We start from the raw sequence: 26,134 nt of genomic DNA on the forward strand, positions 1-26,134 counted from the left end.
ACGGTCGGTACCTACCGTGGTGAAGAAGGGGACACGCGTTGCGGATTGGGCTCGGGGAACCTCACGTGATGGCCGCGCGGTTCCCTATCGTTTAGCGTCGTCGGTTTTTTTGCCGCCCACGGTGGCGGCGCCGGTTTTCACGGCGGCCACGGCGTCGGCGTTGATCGCGCTGGGCGGGTTGCCGGCGTTCGCGCCCAGGCCGAGCGCGGCCAGCAGGTTGTCCACGGCCAGCTGCACCATGGCCCGGCGCGTGGCCTGGCTGGCGCTGCCGATGTGCGGGGTGAGGACGATGTTGCGCAGGGCCAGCAGTTCCGGGCGCACCGCTGGCTCGCCTTCGAACACGTCCAGCCCGGCCGCGGCCAGCCGGCCGTGGGCCAGGGCGTCGGCCAATGCCAGCTCGTCGACGATGCCGCCACGGGCAATGTTCACCAGGGTCGCGGTGGGCTTCATCCTGGCCAGCGCGGCGGCATCGATGATGTGGTGCGAGGACGGGCTGTAGGGCAGCACCAGCACCAGGTGGTCGGACTGGGCGAGCAGGGTATCCAGGTCGACGTACTCCGCGCCGACCTCGGCTTCGGTCGCGTCGGGCAGCCGCGAGCGGTTGTGGTACAGCACGCGCATGCCGAAGCCGAGCCCGCCGCGGCGGGCAATGCCCTGCCCGATGCGGCCCATGCCGAGGATGCCCAGCGTGCTGCCATGGATGTCGGCACCGAGCATGGTCTGGAACGACCACTGCCCCCACTGCCCCTCGCGCAGCCAGCGCTCGGCTTCGGTGATCCGCCGCGCGGTCGCCATCAACAGCGCGAAGCCGAGGTCGGCGGTGGTTTCGGTCAGCACATCCGGGGTGTTGCTGGCCAGGATGCCGGCCGCGCTGAGCGCGTCCACGTCGAGGTTGTTGTAGCCCACGCCGACATTGGCGATGGCGCGCAGCTGCGGTGCATGGGCGATCTCGGCCGGGCCGATGCGCTCGTTGAGGGTGATCAGCGCGCCGTCGACCTGGGCCAGCTGCGCGGCCAGCAGATCGGGCGTGTAGCGCGTGACCTCGTGGGTCATCGCAAGCTCGACATGCTGCCCGAGCTGTTCGATGACATCATCGAACAGCGGCTGGCTGACCCAGACCCGGGGGCGCGCCTCAGCCATCGAGGGATCCGGGAATGCGCGGGGTGATCTCGCCGACATCGCCGCACTGGGCGCGGTGGCGCAAGGCCTGGTCCATCAGCACCAGCGCCATCATCGCTTCGGCGATGGGCGTGGCGCGGATGCCCACGCAGGGATCGTGGCGACCGGTGGTGATCACCTCTACCGCGGCGCCACTGGCATCCACCGTGGCACCCGGCAGGCGCAGGCTGGAGGTGGGCTTGAGCACGATCGAGGCGGTGACCTGCTGGCCGGTGGAAATGCCACCGAGGATGCCGCCGGCGTGGTTGCTGGCAAAGCCCTCGGGGGTGATCAGATCACGGTGTTCGGTGCCCTTCTGGGCGGCGCTGGCAAAGCCGTCACCGATCTCCACGCCCTTGACCGCGTTGATGCTCATCAGCGCCGAGGCGAGTTCGCCATCGAGCTTGCCGTAGATCGGCTCGCCCCAGCCCGGCGGCACGCCATCGGCCACCACGTTGACCCGCGCGCCGACCGAATCGCCCGACTTGCGCAGCGCGTCCATGTAGCTTTCCAGCGCGGGGACCTGTTCGGCCACCGGCCAGAAGAACGGGTTGTCTTCCACCGCCGACCAGTCATGGCCGGTCGGGGTGATCTCGCCCAGCTGCGACAGGTAACCGCGCACGGTCACCCCGAAGCGCTGCAGCAGCCACTTCTTCGCAATCACGCCGGCGGCCACGCGCATGGTGGTTTCGCGCGCGGACGAGCGGCCGCCACCGCGCGGGTCGCGGATGCCGTACTTCTGCCAGTAGCTGTAGTCGGCATGGCCCGGGCGGAACTGCTGGGCGATGGTGCTGTAATCCTTGCTGCGCTGGTCGGTGTTGCGGATCAGCAGCGCAATGGGCGTACCGGTGGTGCGGCCCTCGTACACGCCCGAGAGGATCTCGACCTCATCGGCCTCGCGCCGCGCCGAGGTGTGCCGGCTCTTGCCGGTGGCGCGGCGCTGCAGGTCGTGGGCGAAGTCGTCGGCACTGATCTCCAGCCCCGGCGGGCAGCCGTCGATCACGCAGCCGATCGCCGGACCGTGCGATTCGCCGAAGGTGGTGACCGACAGCAGCTTGCCGAAGGTGTTGGAACTCACGGCCGCTGCGCCGCCAGTTCGGTGATGCGGGCGCTGTGGGCGATCAGCTCGCGGCATTCCACCGCGAAGATGCCCATCTGGCCGACCTTGAACTCCACCCAGGCGAAATCCACTTCCGGCAGCAGCTTGATCAGGTGCTGTTCGGACTCGCCCACTTCGCAGATCAGCACGCCGTCCTGGCTCAGGTGCAGCGGGGCGTCGCGCAGGATCTTCAGCACCAGGTCCAGGCCGTCGTCGCCGGCACGCAGGCCCATTTCGGGCTCGTACGAGTATTCCTTCGGCAGCGCGTCCGTCTCGTCGTTGGTGACGTACGGCGGGTTGGTCACGATCAGGTCGTAGTGACGGCCGGTCAGGCCGTTGAACAGGTCCGACTTGAGCAGGGTGACGTTGTGCGCCTGCAGGCGCTCCTTGTTCTCTTCAGCCAGCGACAGGGCCTCATCGCTGAGGTCCACGCCGTCCACTTCCCAGTTCGGGTAGTAGTGGCCCATCGCGATGGCGATGCAGCCCGAACCGGTGCACAGGTCCAGCGCGCGGTGTACGTCACGGCCGGCCAGCCACGGCTCGAAGCCGGTTTCGATCAGCTCGGCGATCGGCGAGCGCGGCACCAGGGCGCGGCGGTCGCTCTTGAAGCTCAGCCCGGCGAACCAGGCTTCACCGGTGAGGTAAGCGGCCGGCAGGCGCTCGCTGATGCGGCGCTCGAACAGGGCCAGCACCTCGGCCTTTTCCGATGCCAGGACGCGGGCGGCACCGTAGGCGGGGCCGAGGTCGTGCGGCAGGTGCAGCGCATGCAGGACCAGCTGGGTGGCTTCGTCCAGGGCGTTGTCGTAGCTGTGCCCGAAGGTCAGCCCGGCGGCGTTGAAACGGCTGGTGCCGTAGCGGATCAGGTCGATGATCGTATGGAGTTCGGCGGCCGTTTCGGCGGTCATGGCAGGGCAACAGACAAAGTGGCCCCAGATTATAGGCGCTGCGGCGCAGCACGGCATCCGTTGCAGCGGAAACGGAAACCGCCGCCCCCCATCCCCTATCATGGAGGCCCCTTCGGGTACGGGCCTTTCATGTTCAATCGCAATGTCGGCATCATCCTGCTCATCGCGCTGGCCGCCGGGCTCGGCCTGGTCGTTGCCCAGAAGGTGTTCGGGCCGAGCCCGGCCGGTCACCGCCCGGCCACCGAGTCGATCACCTTCTACCCGCAGCCGCGTCCCCTGCCGGACTTCAACCTGGCCCAGTCCGACGGCACCCGGCTGATCCCCGGCGAGCTCAAGGGCCACTGGACCCTGGTGTTCCTGGGCTTCCTGGCCTGCCCCGACATCTGCCCGACCACCCTGGCCGACCTGGCCCAGGCCCAGAAGCAGTGGGAGGCCCTGCCCGACACCCTGCGTCCGCGGCTGGTGTTCGTGTCGGTGGACCCGGAGCGCGACACCCCGGCGCGGCTGGGCGAATACGTGCACGCCTTCCACAAGGACACCCTGGCCGCCACCGCCGACGTGCCCTCGCTGGAGCGCTTTGCGACCGCGCTGGGCTTCGTGTTCCAGAAAGTGCCGGGCAGGACGTTCGATGAGAATCCCCAGGATTACACCCTGGAGCACTCGGCCAGCCTGGCCGTACTGGACCCGGACGGCAGGCTGGCCGGCCTGGTCCGTCCCCCCTTCAACGCGCCGGCCATCGCCCGCGACCTGAACCTGTTGACCGAGAAATCCGCCCCATGAGTCTGACCACCACGCTGAGCTACGTCCTGCCCCATCGCCTGCTGTCGTCGATGGCGCGGCGCCTGGCGTATTCCCGCAACCCGCGGATCTCGCGCTGGCTGATCGACACGGTGACCGAACGGTTCGGCGTGAATCTGGCCGAGGCCGCCAACCCGGACCCGCGCAGCTACCCCACCTTCAACCAGTTCTTCACCCGCGCCCTCAAGCCGGGCGCGCGCGTACCCGATGCCGGTGCGCGCACGCTGGTGATGCCCGCCGATGGCCGGATCAGCCAGCTGGGTGCCATTGAAGACGGGCGCATCTTCCAGGCCAAGGGCCAGTCGTTCACCGCCGCCGAACTGCTAGGCGACGCCGCCGACGCCGAGGTGTTCCACCACGGGCTGTTCGCCACCGTGTACCTGTCGCCGAAGGATTACCACCGCGTGCACATGCCGTGGACCGGTACCCTGCGCGAAACCGTGCACGTACCGGGCCGCCTGTTCAGCGTGGGGCCGGCGGCGGTCAACACGGTCCCGGGGCTGTTCGCCCGCAACGAGCGCCTGGTCTGCCATTTCGACACCGACTTCGGCCCGATGGTGCAGGTGATGGTCGGTGCGCTGCTGGTGTCGGGCGTGGAGACGGTATGGGGCGGCGAAGAGATTCCGGCCTATGGCGACACCATCACCCGCAAGGATTACCGCGGCAAGGGCATCACCCTGGAGCGCTTCGCCGAAATGGCGCGCTTCAATTACGGCTCCACGGTGATCGTGTTGTTGCCGCCGGGCGTAGCCGATTTCGCGCCGCACCTCGACGCCGAACACGCCGTGCAGCTCGGCCAGGCATTGGCCACCCTTCGTTGAACAGCGGACAGGCATGGCCTGTCCCTACGCAATGAAGAACGCCCCGCTTTCGCGGGGCGTTTTGTTTTCAACCGGCATCCGGATCGTGCGCGAATTCGACCGGGCCCACATCCATCCCGTCGTAATCCTCCACCCCGTTGGCTTCTGCCAGCGCCTGCAGCGCCTGGTTGCGCGCGTCCAGCGACGCTTCGTCGTGAACTTCCACCCGCTCCACGTGCAGTACGTGGTACGGCGCCTCGTCCGGCTCCAGTTCCGGCTCGAACACCTCGACCACGGTGTAGCCCTGCCCTTCCAGCACCTTGGCCAGGCCGTGCAGCGGCGCTTCGGTGGTGTTGACGAAGAAGTAGCCCCACACCAGCTCGCCATTGAGATCCCAGTCGGTGTTCTCGCGGATGTTGGCGAACATGTCGTTGATTGCGGTGATGTCCATCTGTCTTCCTCGAAGGTTAGTTACCGCAGCCCTGCAGCTTGATCGACTGGCCCTGGCGCAGCGCATAGGCCGGCGCTTTCAGTCCATTGGCCCTGGCCAGCTCGCGCACGTCGCAGCCGAACCTGTCGGCAATCCTGCCCAGGGTTTCGCCCTTGCCGACCTTGTGGCTCTTCACCGCCTTGGGCTTGGCCTTGGCGGCCGGCACGGCCACCGGGGCGGCCGGGGCGGTCGGCACCGGGGTGCTGGCCTGTACGCCGGCCATCGGGACCACGCTGCCCACCGCCACGTTGCCGGTGTAGCTGGTCGCGGTCGGGCGGACGATGGCGGCATTGAGGTCGGCGGTGATCAGCGTGCGTGCCAGGTCGGCGCGCGGACCGCTCACGCAGTACCGGTTGTACAGGCCGGCAATGCGCGTGGTGGCATTGATGATGGTGCCGGCCGGAATCCAGCCATCGGCTTCGTAACGCGGGTTGAGGTTGCGCAGTGCGCGCATGTAGCCGTCACGCGTGCCGGTGCTGCCCAGGCAGATGGTCAGCTCGTAGATGGTGGTGGACTTGGCCAGGCGGATCGTGGCCGGCTGCGCATTGACCTTGGGGAAGTCCACGCCGTACTGCTGCGGGTGCAGGTAGATCCAGGCCGCGGCGATCACCATCGGCACGTAGTCCTTGGTTTCGGCGGGGAACTGGTTGTAGACGCTGTCGACCCAGAAGCTCTGGCCGGCGTTCTGCCGATACACCCGCGCGGCGCGGCCTTCACCGCCATTGTAGCCGGCCAGCGACAGTTCCACGTTGTTGTTGAGCTCGCGCATGCGCTCGTTGAGGTAGCTGGCACTGGCTTCGGCGGCGCTGCGCGCATCGAAGCGGGTGTCGAAGCCGGTGCCGTCCGGGCCCAGCCCGAAGCGGCGCCCGGTGGCCGGCATGAACTGCATCAACCCGGCAGCGCCCGCGCGCGAGGACGCATGCACGCGGCCGTTGGATTCCTTGGCCATGATCCCGAACAGCAGCGCCTCGGGCAGGCCGCGCTTCTCCCATTCCGGCCACATCACCGCGCGCAGGGTCTGGTAGTTCTCGTAGGTATTCATCAGCGCCGGGCGCATGTCGGTCAGCCAGCGGCGGATGCCGGCCTGCACCGCCGGGTTGTATTCGACCATGGTGTCGAAGGCGTGGCGCTTGTCGTTGAGCAGCGCCGCTGCGCGGGCCGCTTCGGGCACGTCGGCGGCCAGCGGACCGAGGTGGTCCGGGTCGGCCTCGAGCAGGCCGCCATCGCTGGCCACGCCCTCGACGTCGTCGGCGTCGCGGGCGTCGGTATTGGTCTTCAGCAGCCGCTTGTAGGTGACCAGCAGATTGCTGACCTGGCAGCCCTTCTGCACCACGCAGGCGCTGATCACGTCCTCCATGTCCTCCAGCGCGGCGTCACTTTCGTTCTTGCCCTTGGGGTCGGCGTTGTTGACCAGCACCAGCGCGTCGGCATAGCGCTTCTCGGCGGCGGCCATGCGCTGCTCCAGCACCTCGATCTTCGCCTTGTCGCGCGCCGAGACGCGCTGGGCGTGGGCATCGGGCACGAACGACAGCAGGGGAAACAGCGCCAACAACGGCCAAGCACGGGAAAGCAGGACAGGAACGGGCATTTTTGGCACTGTGGGCGAAAGACAGGGCAGAGTAGCCGTGCCGCTTGCATCGGGGCAACCCGGTCTGCCCGCCCCTGCCTGCCGACGTTTAGAATCCTGCCCATTCACATAGCCCGTCCACAGAGCGAGTTGACCATGGATCCGATCCTGCTCGGCAGAGGCACCACCGACGACATTCCCGTGACCCTGCTGCCCGCGCTGGGCAACCGCCACGGCCTGGTGGCCGGCGCCACCGGTACCGGCAAGACGGTCACCCTGATGACGCTGGCCGAAGGCTTCTCGCGCATCGGCGTGCCGGTGTTCCTGGCCGATGTGAAGGGCGACGTGTCCGGCCTGGCCGTGCCAGGCGCAGGCAGCGAGGCACTGCTGCAGCGCGCGAAGGAAATCGGCGTGGCCGATTACGCGCCGGCCGGCAGCCCGACCGTGTTCTGGGACCTGTACGGCAAGCTCGGCCATCCGGTGCGGACCACGGTCAGCGAAATGGGCCCGACCCTGCTCGCCCGCATCCTGGAACTCAACGACACCCAGGCCGGCGTGCTGGACATCGTGTTCAAGCTGGCCGACGACCGTGGCCTGCTGCTGCTGGACCTGGACGACCTGCGTGCCCTGCTCGGCCTGGTCGCCGACGAGCGCAAGGACATTTCCACCGAATACGGGCTGGTCAGCGCGCAGACCGTGGCGGCGATCCAGCGCGCCCTGCTGCGCCTGTCGCAGGACGGCGGCGAAGCCTTCTTCGGCGAACCGGCCCTGGAGCTGGCCGACCTGATGCGGGTCAACCATGACGGGCGCGGGGTGGTCGGGATCCTGGCCGCCGACCAGCTGGTGCTCAAACCGCGCCTGTACTCGACCTTCCTGCTGTGGTTGCTGTCGGAGCTGTTCGAAACCCTGCCCGAGGTGGGCGACCTGGAGAAGCCGAAGCTGGTCTTCATCTTCGACGAAGCGCACCTGCTGTTCGACGATGCGCCGGCCGCGCTGGTGCAGCGCATCGAGCAGGTGGTGCGGCTGATCCGCTCCAAGGGCGTGGGCGTGTACTTCTGCTCGCAGTTCCCCGACGACGTGCCGGCCAACATCCTGGGCCAGCTGGGCAACCGCGTGCAGCATGCGCTGCGAGCGTTCACCCCGCGCGACCAGAAGGCGGTGAAGATCGCCGCAGAAACCTTCGTGCCGAACCCGAAGCTGGACGTGGTGGCGGCCCTTTCCCAGCTGGGTACCGGCGAGGCGCTGGTGTCCACGCTGCAGGACAAGGGCATTCCCTCGCCGGTGCAGCAGACCCGGATCGCGCCGCCGCGCTGCCGGATGGGCGCCATCACCGAGGCCGAGCGCGCCCAGGTCCGCGCCGGCAGTCCGGTCGGCCCGCGCTACGACACCGCCGTGAACCGCGAATCGGCGGCCGAGCGGCTGGCCCAGCGCGCGGCCAAGACGGTGGAACAGGCCGGTACGCCCAAGGCACGCACGCGCGAACAGGACGATCAGCAGGACGGCGGCTTCGGGCAGTCGATCAAGGACGCGGTCTTCGGCACCAAGCGCCGCCAGGGCATGATCGAAACGATGGCCAAGCAGACCACGCGCACCCTGGGGACCAAGCTGGGCAACCAGATCGTGCGCGGCATCCTGGGCGGCATCTTTGGCGGCAAGCGCTGAGGCCATCGATGTCGCGTTGGCGTCCCCCTGCGGAAAAGAGTACGGCCCTGATCACCGCGCAGGGCCACCAGCGCTTGAAGAGCGAGCTGGACGAGCTGTGGCGTGTGCGCCGGCCGGAGGTGGTCAAGGCGTTGGCCGCGGCCGCGGCGGAAGGTGATCGTTCGGAGAATGCCGAATACACCTACCGCAAGAAGCAGCTGGGCGAGATTGACCGGCGCGTGCGTTACCTGACCAAGCGGCTGGAGTCGCTGCGGGTGGTGGACACCGTGCCGACCGATCCGCAGGCGGTGTTTTTTGGCGCGTGGGTGGAGCTGGAGAACGTGGAAAGCGGCGATGTCAGTCGTTACCGCATCGTGGGGCCGGATGAGACCGATGCGGGTGCCGGCTGGATCAGCATCGATTCGCCGCTGGCGCGTGCGCTGCTGAAGAAGCGCGTGGATGACGAGTTCGAGGTGGAGCTGCCGAGCGGGCGGACCGGGTTCGCGATCCTGGCGGTCGAGTACCCCGCCTGATCGCGCACCCACGACCAACGGTCGTGGGCTACCGGGCTGGTGGCATCTCGACCCACGACCAACGGTCGTGGGCTACCGCCGTGGTGGCACCGCGACCCACGACCAACGGTCGTGGGCTACCGGGCTGGTGGCACCGCGACCCACGACCAACGGTCGTGGGCTACCGGGCTGGTGGCACCGCGACCCACGACCAACGGTCGTGGGCTACCGGGCTGGGGCCGGGGAGCGGTAGGTCACGACCGTTGGTCGTGACGCAGGGGCGCCGGATACTGCCTGCCCTCCCGCAGGGGCCGGAAATAGTCCACCCGCTGGTAGAAGCCCGCGTCCTGAGCGGCATGCCAGCCGGGGATTCCCATCAACGGCAGTGGCCGCAGTTCCAGCGGATCATTGAGTACGTCGGCACGCGCGATGGCCTGCGCTACCTGCTCCACCACCTGCGCATCATCATCGCCTTGCACCACTACACACTTGCCCACCAGCAATCGCGAAGGCAGCAACGCCTGTTCCATCAACGCATGCCCGAACACGGCAGACACGGCGATGTCGCCGCTGCGCCACTGCACCGCGCTGTCGACGAACAGCGCCTGCCAGTCGTGGTGGTCCCAGGCGCGCAGCAACGACGCATGGCGCACCCGCACGATCACGCCGGTTTCGTCGAACTGGGTCAACGCGGCCTGCGCGCGCGTGCGGTGGCCGGGCGGGTTGCCCTGGATGTCCTGGCACTGGCGTGCATTGAGCGCAGCCTTCACTGAGGGATACCGCGCCCACGCCAGTGCATTGAACAGGTCATGCCAGTTGCACGGTCGCGTGGCGATCTGCCCGCGTGCAATGCGCTGCTCGTAGTGCAGGCCATCGGCCAGCAGCGCGTCGTCCTGCTCCACCAGCTGCTTCCCCGATAAGGCGAGCTGCCGGTTCAACGCGGAAAGGGTCGGCCAGTCGGCCGCCGCCATCAGGTCCTGGTACTCCGCGAACGCCGCAAACAGCGGATGGGCGAAGCACGTCCGATCCACGACCGCGCGCGCCGGCGCGATGAAACGCCGGCGACCGACCGCCCCGGGGGCGGCCGCGTCGGTCACAGCACCTTGAGGTCGAGCAGCTTCTTCGCCGGGCTTTCGTCGATGAGCGCATCCCCGTAGAGATCATGGTCATCGCTTTCGGTGATCTCCACGTCCACGAACTGGCCCACGCGCAGGCGCGCATCGTCGGCGTTCTGGATATGGACCAGGCCGTCGATCTCCGGTGCGTCGGCCTTGGAACGGGCCACCGCGATGCCGTCTTCGATCGCGTCGACCAGGCACTGCTGCACCGTGCCGATCTTCGCTTCCAGCCGCGCCGCGGAGATCTCCGCCTGGCGGGCCATGAAGCGGGCCAGACGCTCCTGCTTCACCGCTTCCGGCACCGCGCCGGGCAGGTCGTTGGCGGTGGCGCCGGTCACCGGCGAGTACGCGAAGGCACCCACGCGGTCCAGCTGCGCCGCATCCAGGAACGACAGCAGTTCCTCGAATTCGGCCTCGGTTTCGCCCGGGAAGCCGACGATGAAGGTGGAGCGCACGGTGATGTCCGGGCACAACTGGCGCCAGCGCTGCACGCGCTCCAGCGTCTTGTCCACCGCGCCCGGCCGCTTCATCAGCTTGAGAATGCGCGGGCTGGCGTGCTGGAACGGAATGTCCAGGTACGGCAGGATCCGGTTCTCGGCCATCAGCGGCACCACCTCGTCCACGTGCGGGTACGGGTACACGTAATGCATGCGGGTCCAGGCATCGAGCTCGGACAAGCCTTCGCACAGCGACTTCATGCGGGTCTGGTAGGCCTTGTCGCGCCACATGCGCTCGGCGTACTTGACGTCCACGCCGTAAGCCGAGGTGTCCTGCGACACCACCAGCAGCTCCTTCACGCCACCACGCACCAGCCGCTCGGCTTCGCGCAGCACCTCATCCACCGGCCGCGAAACCAGCTTGCCGCGCATCGAAGGAATGATGCAGAAGCTGCAATGGTGGTTGCAGCCCTCGGAAATCTTCAGGTAGGCGTAGTGCCGCGGGGTGAGCTTGATGCCGTAATCAGGCACCAGGTCCACGAACGGGTCGTGCTTCGGCGGCAGCGCGGCATGCACGGCCTCCATCACGCTGGTGTAGTCCTGCGGACCGGACACCGCCAGCACGTCCGGGTAGGCCTTGCGGATCTCCTCCGGGCGCTTGCCCAGGCAGCCGGTCACGATCACCTTGCCGTTGGCGTTCATCGCCTCGCCGATGGCGTCCAGCGACTCGGTCACCGCCGAATCGATGAAGCCGCAGGTGTTGACCACCACCACGTCGGCCGAATCGTAGGAGGGAACGATGTCGTAGCCCTCGGCCCGCAGCTGGGTGAGGATGCGCTCGGAATCGACAAGGGCCTTCGGGCAGCCAAGGCTGACGAAGCCGACTTTGGGGTTCAGCTGGGACATGGATCGCGGGACTCTGGGGGCCTGGGCCCACGCCGGAATGGCGCGGGGACCTGGGGCCGGAAACGGCGGCAAGTATACCGGCGTTGTGGCCCGGGCCCTGAATGCACCGGCTGCCCGGGCAATGCCAACCGCCAATCCGTGCATGCCCGCGACGCCCCGCTAACCTGCAGCGCGCCGATAATGAACGCCTGAACCAACAGGAGTCTGGCAATGGGTGAGTGGGTCACGCTTGATACGCATCACGGTCCGGTCCGGGCCTGGCAGGCCACGCCGGAAGGCAAGCCGCGCGGGGGCCTGGTGGTCATCCAGGAGATCTTCGGGACCAACGCGCACATCCGCGAGGTGGCCGAAGGCTTTGCCGAGCAGGGATATGCGGTACTGGCCCCGTCCTTCTTCGACCTGGTCGACGGGGCCGATGCCGACCCGGATGCCCTGCCCTATGACGCAGACGGAGTGAAGCAGGGCCTGGACCATGTCACTGCGCTGGGCGTGGAAAAGGCGCTGGAAGTGGTGCGGGCGGCCGCCTCGCGGCTGGCGCCGGCCGGGAAGGTCGGCACCGTGGGCTACTGCTGGGGCGGCAGCATCGCCCTGCTCTCGGCGCTGCGCCTGGGCCTGCCGTCGGTCAGTTACTACGGCGCACGCAACGTGCAGTTCCTGGACGAAACGCCCAAGGCGCCGGTGATGTTCCACTTCGGTGCCCAGGACAAGAGCATTCCGCCGGAGGCCATCCAGGCCCACCGCGAGAAGCTGCCCCAGATGGCCACCTACGTCTATCCGGCCGACCACGCCTTTAACCGCAGCGTCGGACATGCGTATGATCCGGACAGTGCCGCACTGGCGCTGACACGCACCCTGGACTTCTTTTCGGAGCATCTTGGATGAGCGATTTTGAACTGGATTCACGCCTGGCCGCCAACAGTGTGCTGGTGGACCAAGGCCCGTTGTCGCAAGTGCGGCTGATGAACGACGAACGTTTCCCGTGGCTGGTCCTGGTGCCGCGCGTGACCGGCATCACTGAATGGCTGGAGCTGGACGGCCACCAGCAGGACCAGCTGCGTACGGAATTGAACCGCTGCTGCCGGGCACTGAAGGGCACCGACGGGGTGGAGAAGATCAACTTCGCCACGCTGGGCAACATCGTGCCGCAGCTGCACTTCCACGTGGTCGGCCGGCATGTGGGCGATCCGGCGTGGCCGGCGCCGGTGTGGGGCCATGGCCAGGCCCATCCCTTCGACGACGCGGTGCTGAAGGAGCGTGTCGCGATGTGGAAGGAACGGCTAGGATATTCGCCCCAGCCCTAAGCGGACCCCGCCCCTGATGCGCTCCAACCTTGTCGCCGCCATCGTCCTGATCCTCGTCGGCCTGTTCCTGCTGGCCAGCAACCTGGGCTGGACCAACATGAACCTCGGTCGCCTGATCCTTACCTGGTGGCCGGTGCTGCTGGTGGCGGTGGGGATCGGGTTGTTGTTCGGACGCAAGTAGGGCCGGGCGCTGCCTGGCAGGCATGAAAAAAGCGCGGAGCGATCCGCGCTTTTCATTTGTGCGCCAGGAGCAGCCGACCAACGGTCGGCTCTACCCATTTACGCCAGGAGCAGCCGACCAACGGTCGGCTCTACCCATTTGTGCCAGGAGCAGCCGACCAACGGTCGGCTCTACCCATTTGTGCCAGGAGCAGCCGACCAACGGTCGGCTCTACCCATTTGCGCCAGGAGCAGGGGACTAGGTGCGTGGCAGGGTGACGCCGGTCTGGCCCTGGTACTTGCCGCCGCGGTCCTTGTACGAGGTTTCGCAGATGTCGTCGCTGTCGGCCTGGAAGAACAGCATCTGCGCCACGCCTTCGTTGGCGTAGATGCGCGCCGGCAGCGGCGTGGTGTTGCTGAATTCCAGGGTGACGTGGCCTTCCCACTCCGGCTCGAGCGGGGTCACGTTGACGATGATGCCGCAGCGCGCGTAGGTGCTCTTGCCCAGGCAGACCACCAGGGTGTCGCGCGGAATGCGGAAGTACTCCACGGTGCGCGCCAGCGCGAAACTGTTGGGCGGAATGATGCATTCGTCGCCGACGATGTCGACGAAGCTGCCGGGGTCGAAGTGCTTGGGATCGACGATGGTCGAGTTGATGTTGGTGAACACCTTGAACTCACGCGAGCAGCGCACGTCGTAGCCGTAGCTGGAGGTGCCGTAGCTGACGATGCGCTGGCCATGGGCCTGCTTGACCTGGCCCGCTTCGAACGGCTCGATCATGCCGTGCTGCTCGGACATGCGGCGGATCCAGCGGTCACTCTTGATGCTCATGGGGGGTCCTGGGTTCGGTATCGGGCGATTCTAAACAGATCAGAGCAGCGAGGAGAGGATCGGAATGCTCGCGCGCGGCCGCTTGGCCACTTCTTCCACCAGCCGTTCGGCGGCCCGCAGGTAGGCCTGCGCGGCCGGCGATTCCGGCGCGGCAGCCGTGATCGGGGTGCCGGCATCGCCCTGTTCGCGGATGCCGATGTCCAGCGGCAGCGAGCCCAGCAGCGGCACGCCGTACTGCGCGGCCATGCGTTCACCGCCACCGTCGCCGAACAGGTGCTCGACCTGGCCGCAGTTGCTGCAGGTGTGCACGGCCATGTTCTCGACGATGCCCAGCACCGGCACCTCGACCTTCTCGAACATCTTCAGCGCTTTCTTCGCATCCAGCGTGGCGATGTCCTGCGGGGTGGTGACGATCACCGCACCGGCCAGCGGAATCTTCTGGGTCAAGGTGAGCTGGATGTCGCCGGTGCCCGGCGGCAGGTCGATCAACAGGTAATCCAGGTCGTCCCACAGGGTGTCGTTGAAGAACTGGGTCATTGCCGAGGTGGCCATCGGCCCGCGCCAGATCATCGGGGTCTCGTCTTCGATCAGATAGCCGATCGACATGGTCTCCACGCCGAACGCGCGCAGCGGCTCGATCGACTTGTTGTCCGGGCTTTCCGGGCGACCGCTCAGGCCCAGCATCATCGGCACGCTGGGGCCATAGATGTCCGCGTCCAGCAGGCCCACCCGGGCACCCAACCGGGCCAGCGCCACCGCCAGGTTGACCGCGGTGGTGGACTTGCCCACCCCGCCCTTGCCCGACCCGACCGCGATCACGTTGCGGACGCGCGGATGAAGGGTCAGGCCCTTCTGCACCTGGCTGGCATGGGGACGGCGGGACGGGCTGGCACTCACTGCGGGTACTCCGGGAAAGCGGTACGGGAAGCCCGCCATGATAGTGCAGCCGGCCGCAGGGCGTGGCCCGGTGTCCTGCGCTGTCCCGCCCCCCTGCAGCAGGACAGGAAACGGTCATTGACGGATTTGGAACGCCCCCTCGGCCAGAAATCCACGCGTACATACGTCCACGTATTGATCCAGCAGAATCCCCAGGAATGCGTGAAAAACGCTTCTCCCTCAACAACTTACGTGACTCCTGAAAACGAAAGATCCACTTTGCCTATCTTGTGTTTATGACTTCCTGATGAACAGTTGACAGGCCGCGTTAAGGCCGTGTTAACCTCGATCATCAGCTCGTGAAGCTGGTGATCAGGGGGGGCACATCGCTGCCAGGACCTGATCCGAGGGCACACGGAGACGCCTGCTGGTCCATGTCACCGGTGTTTGACGCAATCGATCGTTCCAAGGGGATCCACACATGATGAATCGCAAGTCGCTCAGCCGGAATCCGCTGAGCTTCGCCCTGGCCACCGCGATGGTGTTCGCGGCCGCACCGGCATTCGCCCAGGACAGCACCTCGACCCAGACGCCTGAAGAGACGGCCAAGTCGACGAACACCACGACGTTCGACACCGTGACCGTGACCGGTTCGCGCATCGCCAAGGACACGTTCAACTCGGTGTCGCCGGTGCAGGTCGTGACCCGCCAGGAAACCCTGCTGGCCGGCTTCAACTCGACCACCGCCGCGCTGCAGAGCACCGCGGTCACCGCCGGTTCTTCGCAGATCAACAATGCCTACGGCGGCTACGTCACCGACGGCGGCCCCGGCGCCAACACCCTCGGCCTGCGTGGCCTCGGTCCGACCCGTACCCTGATCCTGATGAACGGCCGCCGCATCTCGCCGGCCGGCGCCCGCGGCGCGGTCGGTTCGACCGATCTGAACGTGCTGCCGAACGCCATCGTGGACCGCGTCGAGATCCTGAAGGACGGCGCCTCGTCGATCTACGGTTCCGACGCGGTTGCCGGCGTCATCAACATCATCACCAAGAACAAGGTCGACGGCGTCAGCCTGGAAGCCCAGCACAATGCCACCGACGGCGGCGGCGGCGATGAGCGCCGCTACTCGCTCGTGTTCGGCAGCACCGGCGAGCGCTCGCACTTCTCCGGTTCGTACGAGTACTACACCCGCAACGAACTCAGCCTGCGCGACCGTGACTGGACCCGCTGCGCCACCGACAAGTACCGCGACATCGATGCGGGCGACTACTGGGGCAGCGGCGATTTCATCGATCCGCTGACGGGCAGGTCCAAGTGCTACACGCTCGATGCCGGCGGCGTCACCATCAACACCATCGGCACCAACACCCGGACCGGCGTTGCCGCCCCGGGCACCACGGGCACCCGCTTCAACCGCTGGCGCCCGAACTCGGGCGTCACCACCGGCCTGGTGGGCTACGAAGGCGTGAACACCTGGTCGCGCGATACCTTCGACGACGCCATGCTCAACCAGTCGCTGATCTCGCCGGCCAAGACCCACACCCTGTACTTCCAGGGCGGTTTCGACCTCAACGCAATGGGCGACGCCGAGCTGTACTATGAGTTCCTCGGCAACAAGCGCAAGTCGACCCAGACCGGTTACCGTCAGCTGTCGCTCGACTATGCGGTGGGCAGCCCGCTGATCCCGGCCAACCTGCGCGACAGCGTCGCGGGCCCGGCGACCAACCTGACCAACGGGCAGCCGATGGGCGTACGTGCCTTCATCGGCTTCGGCAACGACCAGAGCAAGCAGAACGTGGACTTCCTGCGCTTCAATGCCGGCGTTCGCGGAAACCTGGGCTCGGAGTGGAAGTACGACTTCAATGCCATGCATTCGAAGAGCGACGCCGACTACACCTTCCAGAGCTTCCTGACCAGCCGCCTGGCGCAGAGCCTGAACGTGGTCGGCAACGGCGCCGGTGGGTATTCCTGCGTCGACCCGTCCAACGGCTGCATCGCGGCGCCTGCGCTGAACAGCAACACCATCGGCGGCAACCTGCCGAGCGACTGGAAGAACTGGGTGTTCGTGCCGGTCACCGGCAACACCGTGTATGAAGAGTCCACCTTCAACTTCAACGTCAACGGTCCGTTGTTCGACATGCCCTACGGCTCGGCCGGCGGTGCGTTCGGTGTCGAATACCGCAAGGCGAAGATCGATGACAGCCCGTCGCAGTACTCGATCGACCAGGACCTGTTCAACCTGACCGCGTCGGCCCCGACCCGCGGCAGCGACTCGGTGTTCGAAGCCTACGGCGAACTGGAACTGCCGCTGCTGTCGGGCGTGACCGCCGCCGAGGAACTGACCGTCAACCTGTCCGGCCGCTACACCGACTACAAGTCCTATGGCTCGGATGAGACCTACAAGATCGGCGGTCTGTGGACCCCGGTGAAGTGGCTGTCGTTCCGCGCGTCCTACGGTACCTCGTACCGCGCCCCGGCGCTGTTCGAACAGTTCCTGGGCGGCACCACCGGCTTCCTGGCCGCGTCGGCCGACCCCTGCGACACCTACATCGAAGCCAACCCGAATTCGATGCGGTACCAGAACTGCGCCTCGCAGGGCTTCGACCCGGAGTTCATCCAGACCAATGGCGTGACCGTGATCACCCAGGGTGGCGCGGAAACCGGCCTGTCGGCGGAAACCTCCACCGCCAAGACCGCCGGCATCGTGCTGCAGCCGGACTTCGGCAGCTTCGGCGACCTGTCCTTCGCTGTCGACTACTTCGACATCAAGGTCGAGAACGGCGTGCGTGACGCCGGTGGTGGTGCGATCCTGACCAACTGCTACAACAGCTCGGCCGCTGACTTCGCTGCCGGCAATGGCGTGTGCCGCCTGATCTCGCGTAATCCGGACACCAATGCGATCACCGTGACCAACGGCTTCATCAACGTGGCCACCGAAAAGGTCCGCGGCCTGGACTTCACTGCACGCTACGTGCGCGACATCGGTCCGGGTGAGTTCCGCTCCACCGTGCAGGTGACGCACTTCATCGAGCAGACCGACCAGCTGTTCCCGGAAGATCCGAAGGTGGACTACGTCGGCATGCTGCGTACCCCGCAGAATACCGCCACCCTGGACCTGGCCTACAAGTGGAAGAACTGGCAGGTCCGCTACGGCCTGGACTGGATCGACAAGACCGACAGCTACGACTACTACGAGGAAAACAACCCGGGCCTGTTCGATCCGGCGACCTCGCAGTACAAGCTGTACACCCCGAACTACTTCCTGCAGGCATTCTCGGTGCAGTACGACGCAGACAAGTGGTCGGTCACCGCTGGCGTGCGCAACCTGGCCGACAAGGATCCGCCGACCATTTCCCAGGGTGTCTACAACACCGTCGGCAACGCCCCGCTGTACAGTGGCTATGACTACTTCGGTCGCAGCTACTTCGTAAACGTCACCTACGCGTTCTGATCGCGTGATTGACCCGCCGCCGCCCTCCGGGGCGGCGGTTTCGTTTCCGGCCCCGGTGCGCCGCGGGCCGACCCGCACCATGCATAGAGGTAGTGAATGAAACGGATTCTTCTCGCGGCCGCCCTGGCCAGCACCTGTGCGTCGCTGCATGCCAAGCCCGCAGTCCCCACCATCGAGCAGATGGCCGCGTTCCCGGCCATTTCCAGCCTGTCGCTGTCCCCGGACGGGAAGCAGATCGCCGGCCTTCGTGCCAATGGCGAAGAGCGCACCATCGTGGTCTGGGACACCAACGCCCTGGACAAGGCGCCCACCGTGATCGGTGCCGGCCGCATGAAGTTCCAGAGCGTGAGCTTCATCAAGAACGGACTGCTGGCAGTAACGCTGTGGCAGCCCTACGACCTGCGCACCGATCGGATCAACAAGACCTTCATCAGCAAGTTCCTGATCACCGATACCGAAGGCAAGCAGTGGAAAGAACCGATTTCGCCCCCGCGCGCCACCAGCCGCAATGAGGAGCTCGAGCAGGCCCTCTCCAATTCCACGGTGCTCGACACCCTGCCCAACGACCCGGACCACATCCTGGTGGTGAACGGCTCGGGCAGCAATTCCGGTGACGTGTACAAGGTCAACCTGCGCAACTTCACCTCGCAGCGCATCCAGAAGACCGAAGAACGCGTGGCCGGCTATGTGACCGATCTGAACAGCGAACTGCGCGCGCGCCTGCGCCAGGACCTGGACGGCACCGGCGCCTACGTGGCAACCGAATTCCGCAGCCCGGCCACCAACACCTGGGAGGAGCACTTCCGCTCCTACGTGAAGGACCGCGACGTGACCCAGGTGGTCGGCTTTGCCGATGACCCCAACATCGCTTTCATCCAGAGCAACGTGGGCCGCGACAAGACGGTCATCTACGAATACGACATCGCCGCGCGCAAGCAGAAGGAGGTGCTGTTCGAGCACAAGTTCTTCAATGCCGGCAGCGTGGTGCTGAACCGCTACAGGAACGTGGACGGCGTGCCGTTCGGCGCGCTGCTCGGCGTCGGCTACAGCGGTCCGCGCGAAAACGAGATCCAGTGGACCGATCCGACCTTCAAGGCGCTGCAGCAGGGCCTGCGCCAGGCGCTGGGCATCACCGCCAGCGAGGTCACCCTGGTCGACCCGGCCACCGGCCAGCGCGCCACCACCCAGCTGGATGGCGGCAAGTCGATCCGCCTGCTGGATTACAGCGCCAACCTCAAGACGTTCCTGGTGGTGGTGTCCGGTCCGTCCGACCCGCCCACCTACTACCTGTTCAACAACGGGCAGCTGACCGAGCTGGCCAAGTCCTACCCGCAGATCGACCCGGCCGCGCTGGGCACGACCAGGCTGGTCTATTACAAGGCGCGCGACGGGCTGGACATTCCCGCCTTCCTGACCACGCCGAACACCGAGCTGTGCGGCGCAGGACCGTGGAAGGCGGTGGTGCACCCGCACGGTGGCCCGTGGGCGCGCGACGGCATGGATTTCGACGGCTCGATGTGGGTACCGCTGATGGCCTCGCGCTGCATGGCGGTGCTGCGCCCGCAGTTCCGCGGTTCGGCCGATTGGAGCCGCAAGCTGTGGATGGCCGGCGACGCCGAGTGGGGCCAGAAGATGCAGGACGACAAGGATGATGGCGCCAAGTGGATGATCGACCAGAAGATCGCCCAGCCCGGCCATATCGCCATGTTCGGCTTCTCCTACGGCGGCTATTCCGCGTTTGCCGCCTCGGTGCGCCCCAATGGCCTGTACAAGTGCGCCATTGCCGGTGCCGGTGTGTCGGACATCAAGAAGATCTGGTCGCGGTTCTACACCAACCCGTTCTTCCGCCAGGCCCAGGCCAAGACCGTGGACGGCCTGAACCCGCTGGACAAGGCCGGCGAGATGAAGATCCCGCTGATGGTCTACCACGGTGACCGCGACCGCACGGTACCGATTGAACAGTCCGAATGGTTCGTGGCCAAGGCGAAGAATTCGGGCCAGCCGGTCGAGTACCACGCAATCGCCGACTACGCGCATGGCCCGGCGTGGACGCGCGCGATCATGGGCGACCAGCTGCGGCTGATCGACGACTACCTGGGCAAGGGGTGTGGCGGCGGCGGGCTGTAAGCCCGCGGCCGGCGACGGCACCCGACCCGCGGTCGGGTGCCATCCCTGCATGGGTCGGCCACCTTCGGGTGGCCTTTTTTACGGGTGCAGGATGGCCTGTGCCGCGTTGTAGCCCGGCGCGCCGGTCACGCCGCCGCCGGGATGCGTGCCCGAGCCGCACAGATACAGCCCGGGCAGCGCGCCGCGGTAGTTGGCCTGGCCGAGCATCGGGCGGGCACTGAACAGCTGGTTGAGGCTGAGCGCGCCGTGGAAGATGTCGCCACCGATCAGCCCGAAGGTACGTTCCAGGTCCAGTGGACTCAGCACCTGGCGTCCGAGCACCAGTGCGCTGAAGCCGGGAGCGTGCCGCTCCACCGTGGCGATCATCAGGTCGGCGACTTCGTCGCGGTGATCGTCCCAGCTGCGCCCACCGGACAGCACCGGCGCCACGTGCTGGCAGAACAGGCTGGCCACGTGCTGGCCCGGCGGCGCCAGCGAGTCGTCCAGGGTGCTGGGTATCAGCAGTTCCACGATCGGCTCGCGCGACCAGCCGTGCCGGCGCGCATCGTGGTAGGCACGCTCCATGTACTGAAGCGTCGGCGCGATGATGATGCCGGCGGTGAGGTGGTCCCCTGCCCCGGGCAGCACGGTGAACGACGGCAAGGCCGACAGCGCCACGTTCATGCGGAACGTGCCGGACCCGCAGCGCCAGTTGGCCATCCGCTCGCGGGTGGCCGGCGGCACCTGGTCCGGCGCCAGCAGCTGCTCGTAGAGCAGTTTGGGATTGACGTTGGCCACCACCTTGCGTGCGCGGATGACCTCGCCCTGGAGGGTTTCCACGCCGACCGCGCGGCCCTGCTCCACCCGCACCCTGCGAACCCCGCTGTCGGTGCGTATGTCGGCGCCCGCGGCGATGGCCGCACGCGCCATGGCCTGGGTGATCGCGCCCATCCCGCCGATGGCGTGGCCCCAGGCACCCTTCACCCCGTTGCTCTCGCCGAACGCGTGGTGCAGCAGCACGTAAGCCGAACCGGGCGCATCCGGGCTGGCGTAGTTGCCCACGATGCCGTCGAAGCCGAACAGCGCCTTGATCGGCTCGCTTTCGAACCAGCGGTCGAGGTACTCCGACGCGGAGATGGTGAACAGGTCCAGCAGTTCCTGGCGCAGCGCCGGGGCCAGCCCATGCAGCCGACGGCCCAGCTGGCCGGCCTGCCACAACGCCGGCAGCTGGGTCAGCCAATGGCCCTCCCCCACGTTCGGCGGCGCCTGCAGGGACAGCGCACGCAGCACATCGGCGAAGGCGTCCAGGCGCTGTTCGAAGGCCGGCAGGCGCTCGGCGTCGCGCGCGGAAAACCGCGCCACCTCCGACCGGGTCAGGCCGGCGCCGGCGAGCAGGTAATCGCCCTCCAGCGGCAGGAAGTTGTTGATCCGCCGCGGCACCACGCGCAGGCCGTGACGGGCCAGCGCCAGCTCGTTGATGATGCGCGGCTGCAGCAGCGACACCGTATAGGAGGCCACCGAGTTGCGGAATCCTGGATGGAATTCCTCGGTCACCGCCGCCCCACCCACCACCGGGCGCCGCTCCAGTACCAGCACCCGGCGTCCGGCCCGGGCCAGGTAGGCCGCGCAGACCAAGCCGTTGTGCCCGCCACCGATGATGACTGCATCCCACGTGTCGGAAGTGCCCATGGCTGGCTGTATACCATGACCTTCGACACCCTTGCAGCGCGGTCCAGCGGCGTATCGTCTGGCCCACGGCCCTGCTGGGGTCCCCCTGAAAGATTCTTCGGCCCGGAGGCCAACACGTGATCTCTCGCACTCCCAAGATGGTTCTGCTGACCCTGGCCGTTTCGGCCGCGCTGGTCGGCTGCGGCAAGAATGAAACCCCGGCGGCGGACAGCGCTGCCACCGCTGCCGCCCCTACCGCGGCCCCGGCCGCCACCGACTTCAAGCTCGACGAAAGCAAGCTGCCGGCGTACAACGCGTTCCACCCGTCCGACCTGGACACCAGCCTGGACGCCTGTACCGCCTTCGGCGACTACGTGAACAGCAAGTGGCTGGCCGCCAATGAGATCCCGGGCGACCGCACCAGCTGGGGCGCCTTCACGATCCTGGACGAGCGCTCGGTGGCCGTGCAGCACCAGCTGGCCGAACAGGTTGCAGCGGTGAAGAACCCGACCGGCATTGAAAAGATCGTCGGCGACTTCTGGGCCACCGGCATGGACGAGGCCAAGATCAACGCGCAGGGCATCGAGCCGATCAAGGCCGAGCTGACCGCGATCGACGGCCTGCAGGACAAGGACGCCATCGCCAACTACCTGCGCACCACCGCCGCCAAGGGCGAGAACGTGCTGTTCGGGTTCGGTCCGGAAGCGGACTTCAAGAACTCCAGCATGAACATGGCCTACGCCAGCCAGGGCGGCCTGGGCCTGCCGGACACCACCTATTACACCGACGCCAAGAACGCCGACAAGCTGAAGGCCTACCAGGCGCACGTCGCCAAGGTGCTGGAACTGTCCGGCGTCGCCGCGGCGGACGCGGCCAAGCAGGCCGCCGATGTGGTCACGTTCGAAACCCGCCTGGCCAAGGCCTCCAAGTCCAGCGAACAGCTGTCGCGGGATGTCTCGCTGTTCTACAACCCGGTCAGCGTGGCTGACGCCGACAAGCTCACCCCCAACTTCAGCTGGACCGAATTCTTCAAGGCGCAGGGCATTGCCGCGCCGGAGAAGTTCTCGTTGGCCATTCCCGGCTTCCACCAGGAAGTGAGCAAGGCGCTGGGCGATACCGATCCGTCGGTGTGGCGTTCCTACCTGCGCTTCCGCACCGTCGACGCCGCCTCGCCGTATCTGGCCGACGCCTTCGTCCAGGAGAACTTCGAGTTCTACGGCAAGACCCTCAACGGCCAGAAGGAAATGAAGCCGCGCTGGAAGCGCGTGCTGGGCACCATCGAGAACGATGCCGGTGAAGCGTTCGGCCAGCTGTACGTCAAGGTCGCCTTCTCGCCGGAAGCCAAGGCCAAGATGGAAGAACTGGTCAAGAACCTGGCCGCCGCGCTGAAGGAGCGCATCCAGGGCCTGACCTGGATGAGCGATGAAACCAAGGCCAAGGCCATCGCCAAATGGGAAACCTTCACCCCGAAGATCGGTTACCCGGACAAGTGGCGCGACTGGAGCGGCCTGAGCACCGGCCGTGACAGCTACTTCGGCAACGTGCGCGCGGCCAACGAATTCAACTACAAGTTCGCCCTGTCCAAGATCGGCAAGCCGGTGGACAAGACCGAGTGGGGCATGACCCCGCAGACGGTCAACGCGTACTACAACCCGCTGCAGAACGAGATCGTGTTCCCGGCCGCCATCCTGCAGCCGCCGTTCTTCGACCCGAAGGCCGACGATGCGCTGAACTACGGCGGTATCGGCGCGGTGATCGGCCACGAAATGACCCATGGCTACGATGACCAGGGCAGCCGCTTCGGGCCCACCGGCAACTTCGAAAACTGGTGGACCAACGCCGACACCAAGAACTTCAGCGGCCTTACCGGCAAGCTGGTGAACCAGTTCAACGAGTACAAGGTGGGCGACCAGGCGGTCAACGGCAAGCTGACCCTGGGCGAGAACATCGCCGACCTGGGTGGCCTGGCCACCGCCTACGATGCGCTGCAGAAGGCATCGGCCGGCAAGGAAGACCCGAAGGTCGACGGCTTCAGCCGCGACCAGCGCTTCTTCTTCAACTGGGCCACCGTGTGGCGCACCAAGTACACCCCGGAGAACGCCAAGGTCCGCCTGGCCACCGACCCGCACGCCCCGGCCGCGTTCCGTGCCATGGGCGCGCCGTCGAACCTGCCGACCTTCGCGGCCGCGTTCGAATGCAAGCCGGGCGCACCGATGGTCCGCGCCGGCGACAAGCAGGTCGTGATCTGGTGATCCATCGCGCCACTGCGTGATGCGTGAATGCGCAAGAAGGCCCGGGCAGACGCCCGGGCCTTCTTGTTTCCATGCCGCGTTTTCATGCGGGCTTGCTATAGTTCCGCGGTCTTCAATCCTCCTGGATTCGCTTCGCATGCCCAACCTTCGTCCGCTTGCCATCGCCCTCGGCCTGGGCCTGGCCACCCTGGTCGTCACCGACGCCTCCGCCGCCCCGAAAAAGAAGGCCGCCAGCCGCGCCCCCGCGGTCAGCGCGCAGTGCAGCGATTTCCACGACGCAACCAATGCCGCCTGGTTGAAGGCCAACCCGGTGCCACAGTCCGGTGCCACCACCGCGCTGGGCCAGCTGGCCGAACGCGCCCGCGTGCAGCAGCGTGAACTGCTGGACAGCGCGATGAAGTCGCCGCAGGGCAACGTGCAGCAGCTGCTGGGCGACTTCTGGGCCAGCGGCCTGGATGAAGCGGCGGTGGAAGCCGACGGCTCCAAGCCGATCGCGCCGCTGCTGACCCGCATCAATGCGATCAAGAAGGCCAAGGACGTACCGGCCTCGATCGCCGCACTGCACCAGGTGGGCATCCCGGTGGCGTTCAACTTCGCCCCGGACATCGACCTGAAGGCGCTGGACCGCCACATCGGCTACTTCATGCAGGGCGGCATGGGCCTGCCCGATCCGGCGTTCTATACCCGCACCGACGCCGACACCGTGGCGCTGATGGGGCGCTACCGCGCCTATGTCAAGCAGATCCTGGCGCTGACCGGTACCAAGCCGGCCGACCTGGACGCCGAATCGCAGGCGGTGATCGCGCTGGAAACCGAGCTGGCACGCAACGCGCAGTCGCTGGCCGGCATCAACAACCCGTTCAACAACTACGCGCCGATTTCCACCAAGGAACTCAACAGCCGCTACCGCAACCTGCAGCTGGACGCGTTCCTGAAGGCGCAGGGTGTCAACGACGACCTGGTGTCGCTGTCCGACCCGGCGCTGTTCAAGCAGCTCGACGGCATGGTTACCCGGATCAAGCCGGAGCAGTGGAAGGCGTACCTGCGCTGGCGCGTGGGCGATGCGATGGCGCCTTACCTGTCCAAGGCGTACCGCGATGCCGAGTTCGAATTCCGCGGTCGCGTGATCCGCGGTGAAACGCTGGCCGCACCGCGCTGGGAGCAGGTACTGAATGCCATCAACGTCGCCGCCGGCCCGATGCTGGGCCGCGAATATGCCGCGCGCCATCTTTCGGCCGAAGACCGCCGCCAGGCGGCGCTGATCGCCGACAAGATCCGCGAAACCCAGATCGAATCGGTCAAGGCCAACAGCTGGCTGAGCGCCGAAGCCAAGACCGAAGCGCAGGCCAAGATGGCCGCGCTGAAGATCGAGATCGGCACCCCGCTGCGCGACCTGGACTACAGCGTGCAGCCGATGGGCCGTGGCAGCTTCGGCAGCAACATGCTGATCGCTTCGACCTGGCGCCATCGCGAAGAAATGAAGCGGATCGGCAAGGGCAATGCCGACCGGCGTTGGGACGTGCTGCCGCAGCAGCCGGCGCTGGCCTACGACATCGCGCAGAACCGCCTGATCGTCACCGCGGCGGTGCTGCAGGGCCCGGTCTTCAATGCCAAGGCCGACAACGCCGACAAATTCGGCAGCTACGGCGCACTGGTCGCGCACGAGCTGACCCGCGCGATCGACGCCAAGGGCTCGCTGGTGGACGCCAAGGGTGAACTGCGCAGCTGGTGGACGCCGGCCGACAAGACCGCGTGGGAGCTGCTGGGCAGCCGCGTGGCCGCGCAGTTCAGCGGCTACGAGTTCCCCGGCGTGAAGGGTGCCAAGGTCAACGGCCAGCTGACCCGCGAGGAAAACCTGGCCGACCTGTCCGGGCTGGAGCTGGCTTGGGCGGCCTACCGCTCGGCCGAGCCGGAGGCCAAGCCGGCGACCCAGCAGGGCTTCTTCCGCGCCTGGGCGAGCCTCTGGCCGCAGCAGCTGTCGCCGAACGAAGCCGCGCAGCGCCTGACCTCGGACACCATGGCACCGGGCAAGTGGCGCACCAATGGTCCGCTGTCGAA

General features: G+C 66.9%; 21 protein-coding genes. 11 read left to right on the top strand and 10 right to left on the bottom strand.

The window, feature by feature from the left end:
* Nucleotides 1-84: 84 nt before the first annotated feature.
* From ACIGII_RS03625 to prmB, 3 genes are read right to left on the bottom strand one after another with little or no spacing between them, the layout of a single operon-like run.
* Entirely contained in the window at nucleotides 85-1,140 is a 1,056-nt protein-coding gene (locus tag ACIGII_RS03625; RefSeq protein WP_399640346.1) for a 2-hydroxyacid dehydrogenase, read from the bottom strand.
* On the bottom strand, nucleotides 1,133-2,236 hold the full coding sequence (gene aroC, locus ACIGII_RS03630; RefSeq protein WP_399640348.1) for a chorismate synthase: 1,104 nt from the start codon (nucleotides 2,234-2,236) through the stop codon (nucleotides 1,133-1,135). The genes ACIGII_RS03625 and aroC overlap by 8 nt, the downstream gene beginning before the upstream one ends.
* The gene (prmB, locus tag ACIGII_RS03635) at nucleotides 2,233-3,162 is read right to left on the bottom strand and encodes a 50S ribosomal protein L3 N(5)-glutamine methyltransferase (RefSeq protein ID WP_399640351.1); all 930 of its coding nucleotides are present in this window, start codon (nucleotides 3,160-3,162) and stop codon (nucleotides 2,233-2,235) included. Before prmB ends, aroC begins: the two co-directional genes overlap by 4 nt.
* A gap of 129 nt (nucleotides 3,163-3,291) precedes the next feature.
* Between prmB and ACIGII_RS03640 the strand changes: the two genes are divergently transcribed.
* Nucleotides 3,292-3,942 (top strand): SCO family protein, encoded by a 651-nt coding sequence (locus ACIGII_RS03640; protein ID WP_399640354.1) that lies wholly within the window; start codon nucleotides 3,292-3,294, stop codon nucleotides 3,940-3,942.
* The gene (asd, locus tag ACIGII_RS03645; RefSeq protein WP_399640355.1) at nucleotides 3,939-4,781 is read left to right on the top strand and encodes an archaetidylserine decarboxylase; all 843 of its coding nucleotides are present in this window, start codon (nucleotides 3,939-3,941) and stop codon (nucleotides 4,779-4,781) included. Before ACIGII_RS03640 ends, asd begins: the two co-directional genes overlap by 4 nt.
* A gap of 67 nt (nucleotides 4,782-4,848) precedes the next feature.
* Here asd and ACIGII_RS03650 read toward each other — a convergent pair whose 3' ends face one another.
* Both ACIGII_RS03650 and ACIGII_RS03655 read right to left on the bottom strand, forming a co-directional pair.
* The gene (locus ACIGII_RS03650; RefSeq protein WP_399640358.1) at nucleotides 4,849-5,211 is read right to left on the bottom strand and encodes a ribonuclease E inhibitor RraB; all 363 of its coding nucleotides are present in this window, start codon (nucleotides 5,209-5,211) and stop codon (nucleotides 4,849-4,851) included.
* Nucleotides 5,212-5,227: 16 nt separating this feature from the next.
* Complete coding sequence (locus ACIGII_RS03655) at nucleotides 5,228-6,838, bottom strand: transglycosylase SLT domain-containing protein (protein ID WP_399640361.1); 1,611 nt, start codon at nucleotides 6,836-6,838, stop codon at nucleotides 5,228-5,230.
* A 135-nt stretch (nucleotides 6,839-6,973) separates the two neighbouring features.
* On the opposite strand from ACIGII_RS03655, the gene ACIGII_RS03660 reads away from it, so the two are divergent.
* Both ACIGII_RS03660 and greB read left to right on the top strand, forming a co-directional pair.
* On the top strand, nucleotides 6,974-8,479 hold the full coding sequence (locus tag ACIGII_RS03660) for a helicase HerA-like domain-containing protein (protein ID WP_399640363.1): 1,506 nt from the start codon (nucleotides 6,974-6,976) through the stop codon (nucleotides 8,477-8,479).
* An 8-nt stretch (nucleotides 8,480-8,487) separates the two neighbouring features.
* On the top strand, nucleotides 8,488-8,991 hold the full coding sequence (greB, locus tag ACIGII_RS03665) for a transcription elongation factor GreB (RefSeq protein ID WP_399640366.1): 504 nt from the start codon (nucleotides 8,488-8,490) through the stop codon (nucleotides 8,989-8,991).
* A gap of 233 nt (nucleotides 8,992-9,224) precedes the next feature.
* Here greB and ACIGII_RS03670 read toward each other — a convergent pair whose 3' ends face one another.
* Together ACIGII_RS03670 and rimO are read right to left on the bottom strand one after the other, a co-directional pair.
* Nucleotides 9,225-10,001 carry a DUF3025 domain-containing protein gene (locus ACIGII_RS03670; RefSeq protein ID WP_399640370.1) on the bottom strand — a complete coding sequence of 259 codons (777 nt, stop codon included), beginning with the start codon at nucleotides 9,999-10,001 and terminating at the stop codon, nucleotides 9,225-9,227.
* 62 nt (nucleotides 10,002-10,063) lie between these two features.
* A complete protein-coding gene (gene rimO, locus ACIGII_RS03675) occupies nucleotides 10,064-11,431 on the bottom strand; it encodes a 30S ribosomal protein S12 methylthiotransferase RimO (RefSeq protein ID WP_399640371.1) in 1,368 nt (455 codons plus the stop codon).
* 210 nt (nucleotides 11,432-11,641) lie between these two features.
* Between rimO and ACIGII_RS03680 the strand changes: the two genes are divergently transcribed.
* The 3 genes from ACIGII_RS03680 to ACIGII_RS03690 are packed head-to-tail and all read left to right on the top strand — an operon-like array spanning nucleotide 11,642 to nucleotide 12,913.
* Nucleotides 11,642-12,313 carry a dienelactone hydrolase family protein gene (locus ACIGII_RS03680; RefSeq protein WP_399640374.1) on the top strand — a complete coding sequence of 224 codons (672 nt, stop codon included), beginning with the start codon at nucleotides 11,642-11,644 and terminating at the stop codon, nucleotides 12,311-12,313.
* Nucleotides 12,310-12,732: an HIT domain-containing protein gene (locus ACIGII_RS03685; RefSeq protein WP_399640377.1), complete on the top strand. Its 423-nt coding sequence runs from the start codon at nucleotides 12,310-12,312 to the stop codon at nucleotides 12,730-12,732. The genes ACIGII_RS03680 and ACIGII_RS03685 overlap by 4 nt, the downstream gene beginning before the upstream one ends.
* A gap of 16 nt (nucleotides 12,733-12,748) precedes the next feature.
* Nucleotides 12,749-12,913, top strand: coding sequence for a LiaI-LiaF-like domain-containing protein (locus tag ACIGII_RS03690; RefSeq protein WP_399640380.1), 165 nt, complete (start codon nucleotides 12,749-12,751; stop codon nucleotides 12,911-12,913).
* A gap of 237 nt (nucleotides 12,914-13,150) precedes the next feature.
* Here ACIGII_RS03690 and dcd read toward each other — a convergent pair whose 3' ends face one another.
* Complete coding sequence (gene dcd / locus ACIGII_RS03695; protein WP_399640383.1) at nucleotides 13,151-13,723, bottom strand: dCTP deaminase; 573 nt, start codon at nucleotides 13,721-13,723, stop codon at nucleotides 13,151-13,153.
* 39 nt (nucleotides 13,724-13,762) lie between these two features.
* A complete protein-coding gene (gene apbC / locus ACIGII_RS03700) occupies nucleotides 13,763-14,659 on the bottom strand; it encodes an iron-sulfur cluster carrier protein ApbC (RefSeq protein ID WP_399640385.1) in 897 nt (298 codons plus the stop codon).
* Nucleotides 14,660-15,080: 421 nt separating this feature from the next.
* Here apbC and ACIGII_RS03705 point away from each other — a divergent pair, with 421 nt between their 5' ends.
* Together ACIGII_RS03705 and ACIGII_RS03710 are read left to right on the top strand one after the other, a co-directional pair.
* Nucleotides 15,081-18,050, top strand: coding sequence for a TonB-dependent receptor plug domain-containing protein (locus tag ACIGII_RS03705; protein ID WP_399640387.1), 2,970 nt, complete (start codon nucleotides 15,081-15,083; stop codon nucleotides 18,048-18,050).
* Nucleotides 18,051-18,146: 96 nt separating this feature from the next.
* On the top strand, nucleotides 18,147-20,177 hold the full coding sequence (locus ACIGII_RS03710) for an alpha/beta hydrolase family protein (RefSeq protein WP_399640390.1): 2,031 nt from the start codon (nucleotides 18,147-18,149) through the stop codon (nucleotides 20,175-20,177).
* 78 nt (nucleotides 20,178-20,255) lie between these two features.
* Here ACIGII_RS03710 and ACIGII_RS03715 read toward each other — a convergent pair whose 3' ends face one another.
* On the bottom strand, nucleotides 20,256-21,845 hold the full coding sequence (locus ACIGII_RS03715) for a phytoene desaturase family protein (protein WP_399640392.1): 1,590 nt from the start codon (nucleotides 21,843-21,845) through the stop codon (nucleotides 20,256-20,258).
* Nucleotides 21,846-21,964: 119 nt separating this feature from the next.
* Here ACIGII_RS03715 and ACIGII_RS03720 point away from each other — a divergent pair, with 119 nt between their 5' ends.
* Together ACIGII_RS03720 and ACIGII_RS03725 are read left to right on the top strand one after the other, a co-directional pair.
* Nucleotides 21,965-24,076 carry a M13 family metallopeptidase gene (locus ACIGII_RS03720; protein WP_399640401.1) on the top strand — a complete coding sequence of 704 codons (2,112 nt, stop codon included), beginning with the start codon at nucleotides 21,965-21,967 and terminating at the stop codon, nucleotides 24,074-24,076.
* Between the two features lie 136 nt (nucleotides 24,077-24,212).
* Nucleotides 24,213-26,134 (top strand): M13 family metallopeptidase (locus tag ACIGII_RS03725; protein ID WP_399640395.1); only part of this gene is annotated, 1,922 nt, incomplete at its 3' end.

It is taken from the genome of Stenotrophomonas sp. NPDC077420 (assembly GCF_044543385.1).
GTDB lineage: Bacteria > Pseudomonadota > Gammaproteobacteria > Xanthomonadales > Xanthomonadaceae > Stenotrophomonas.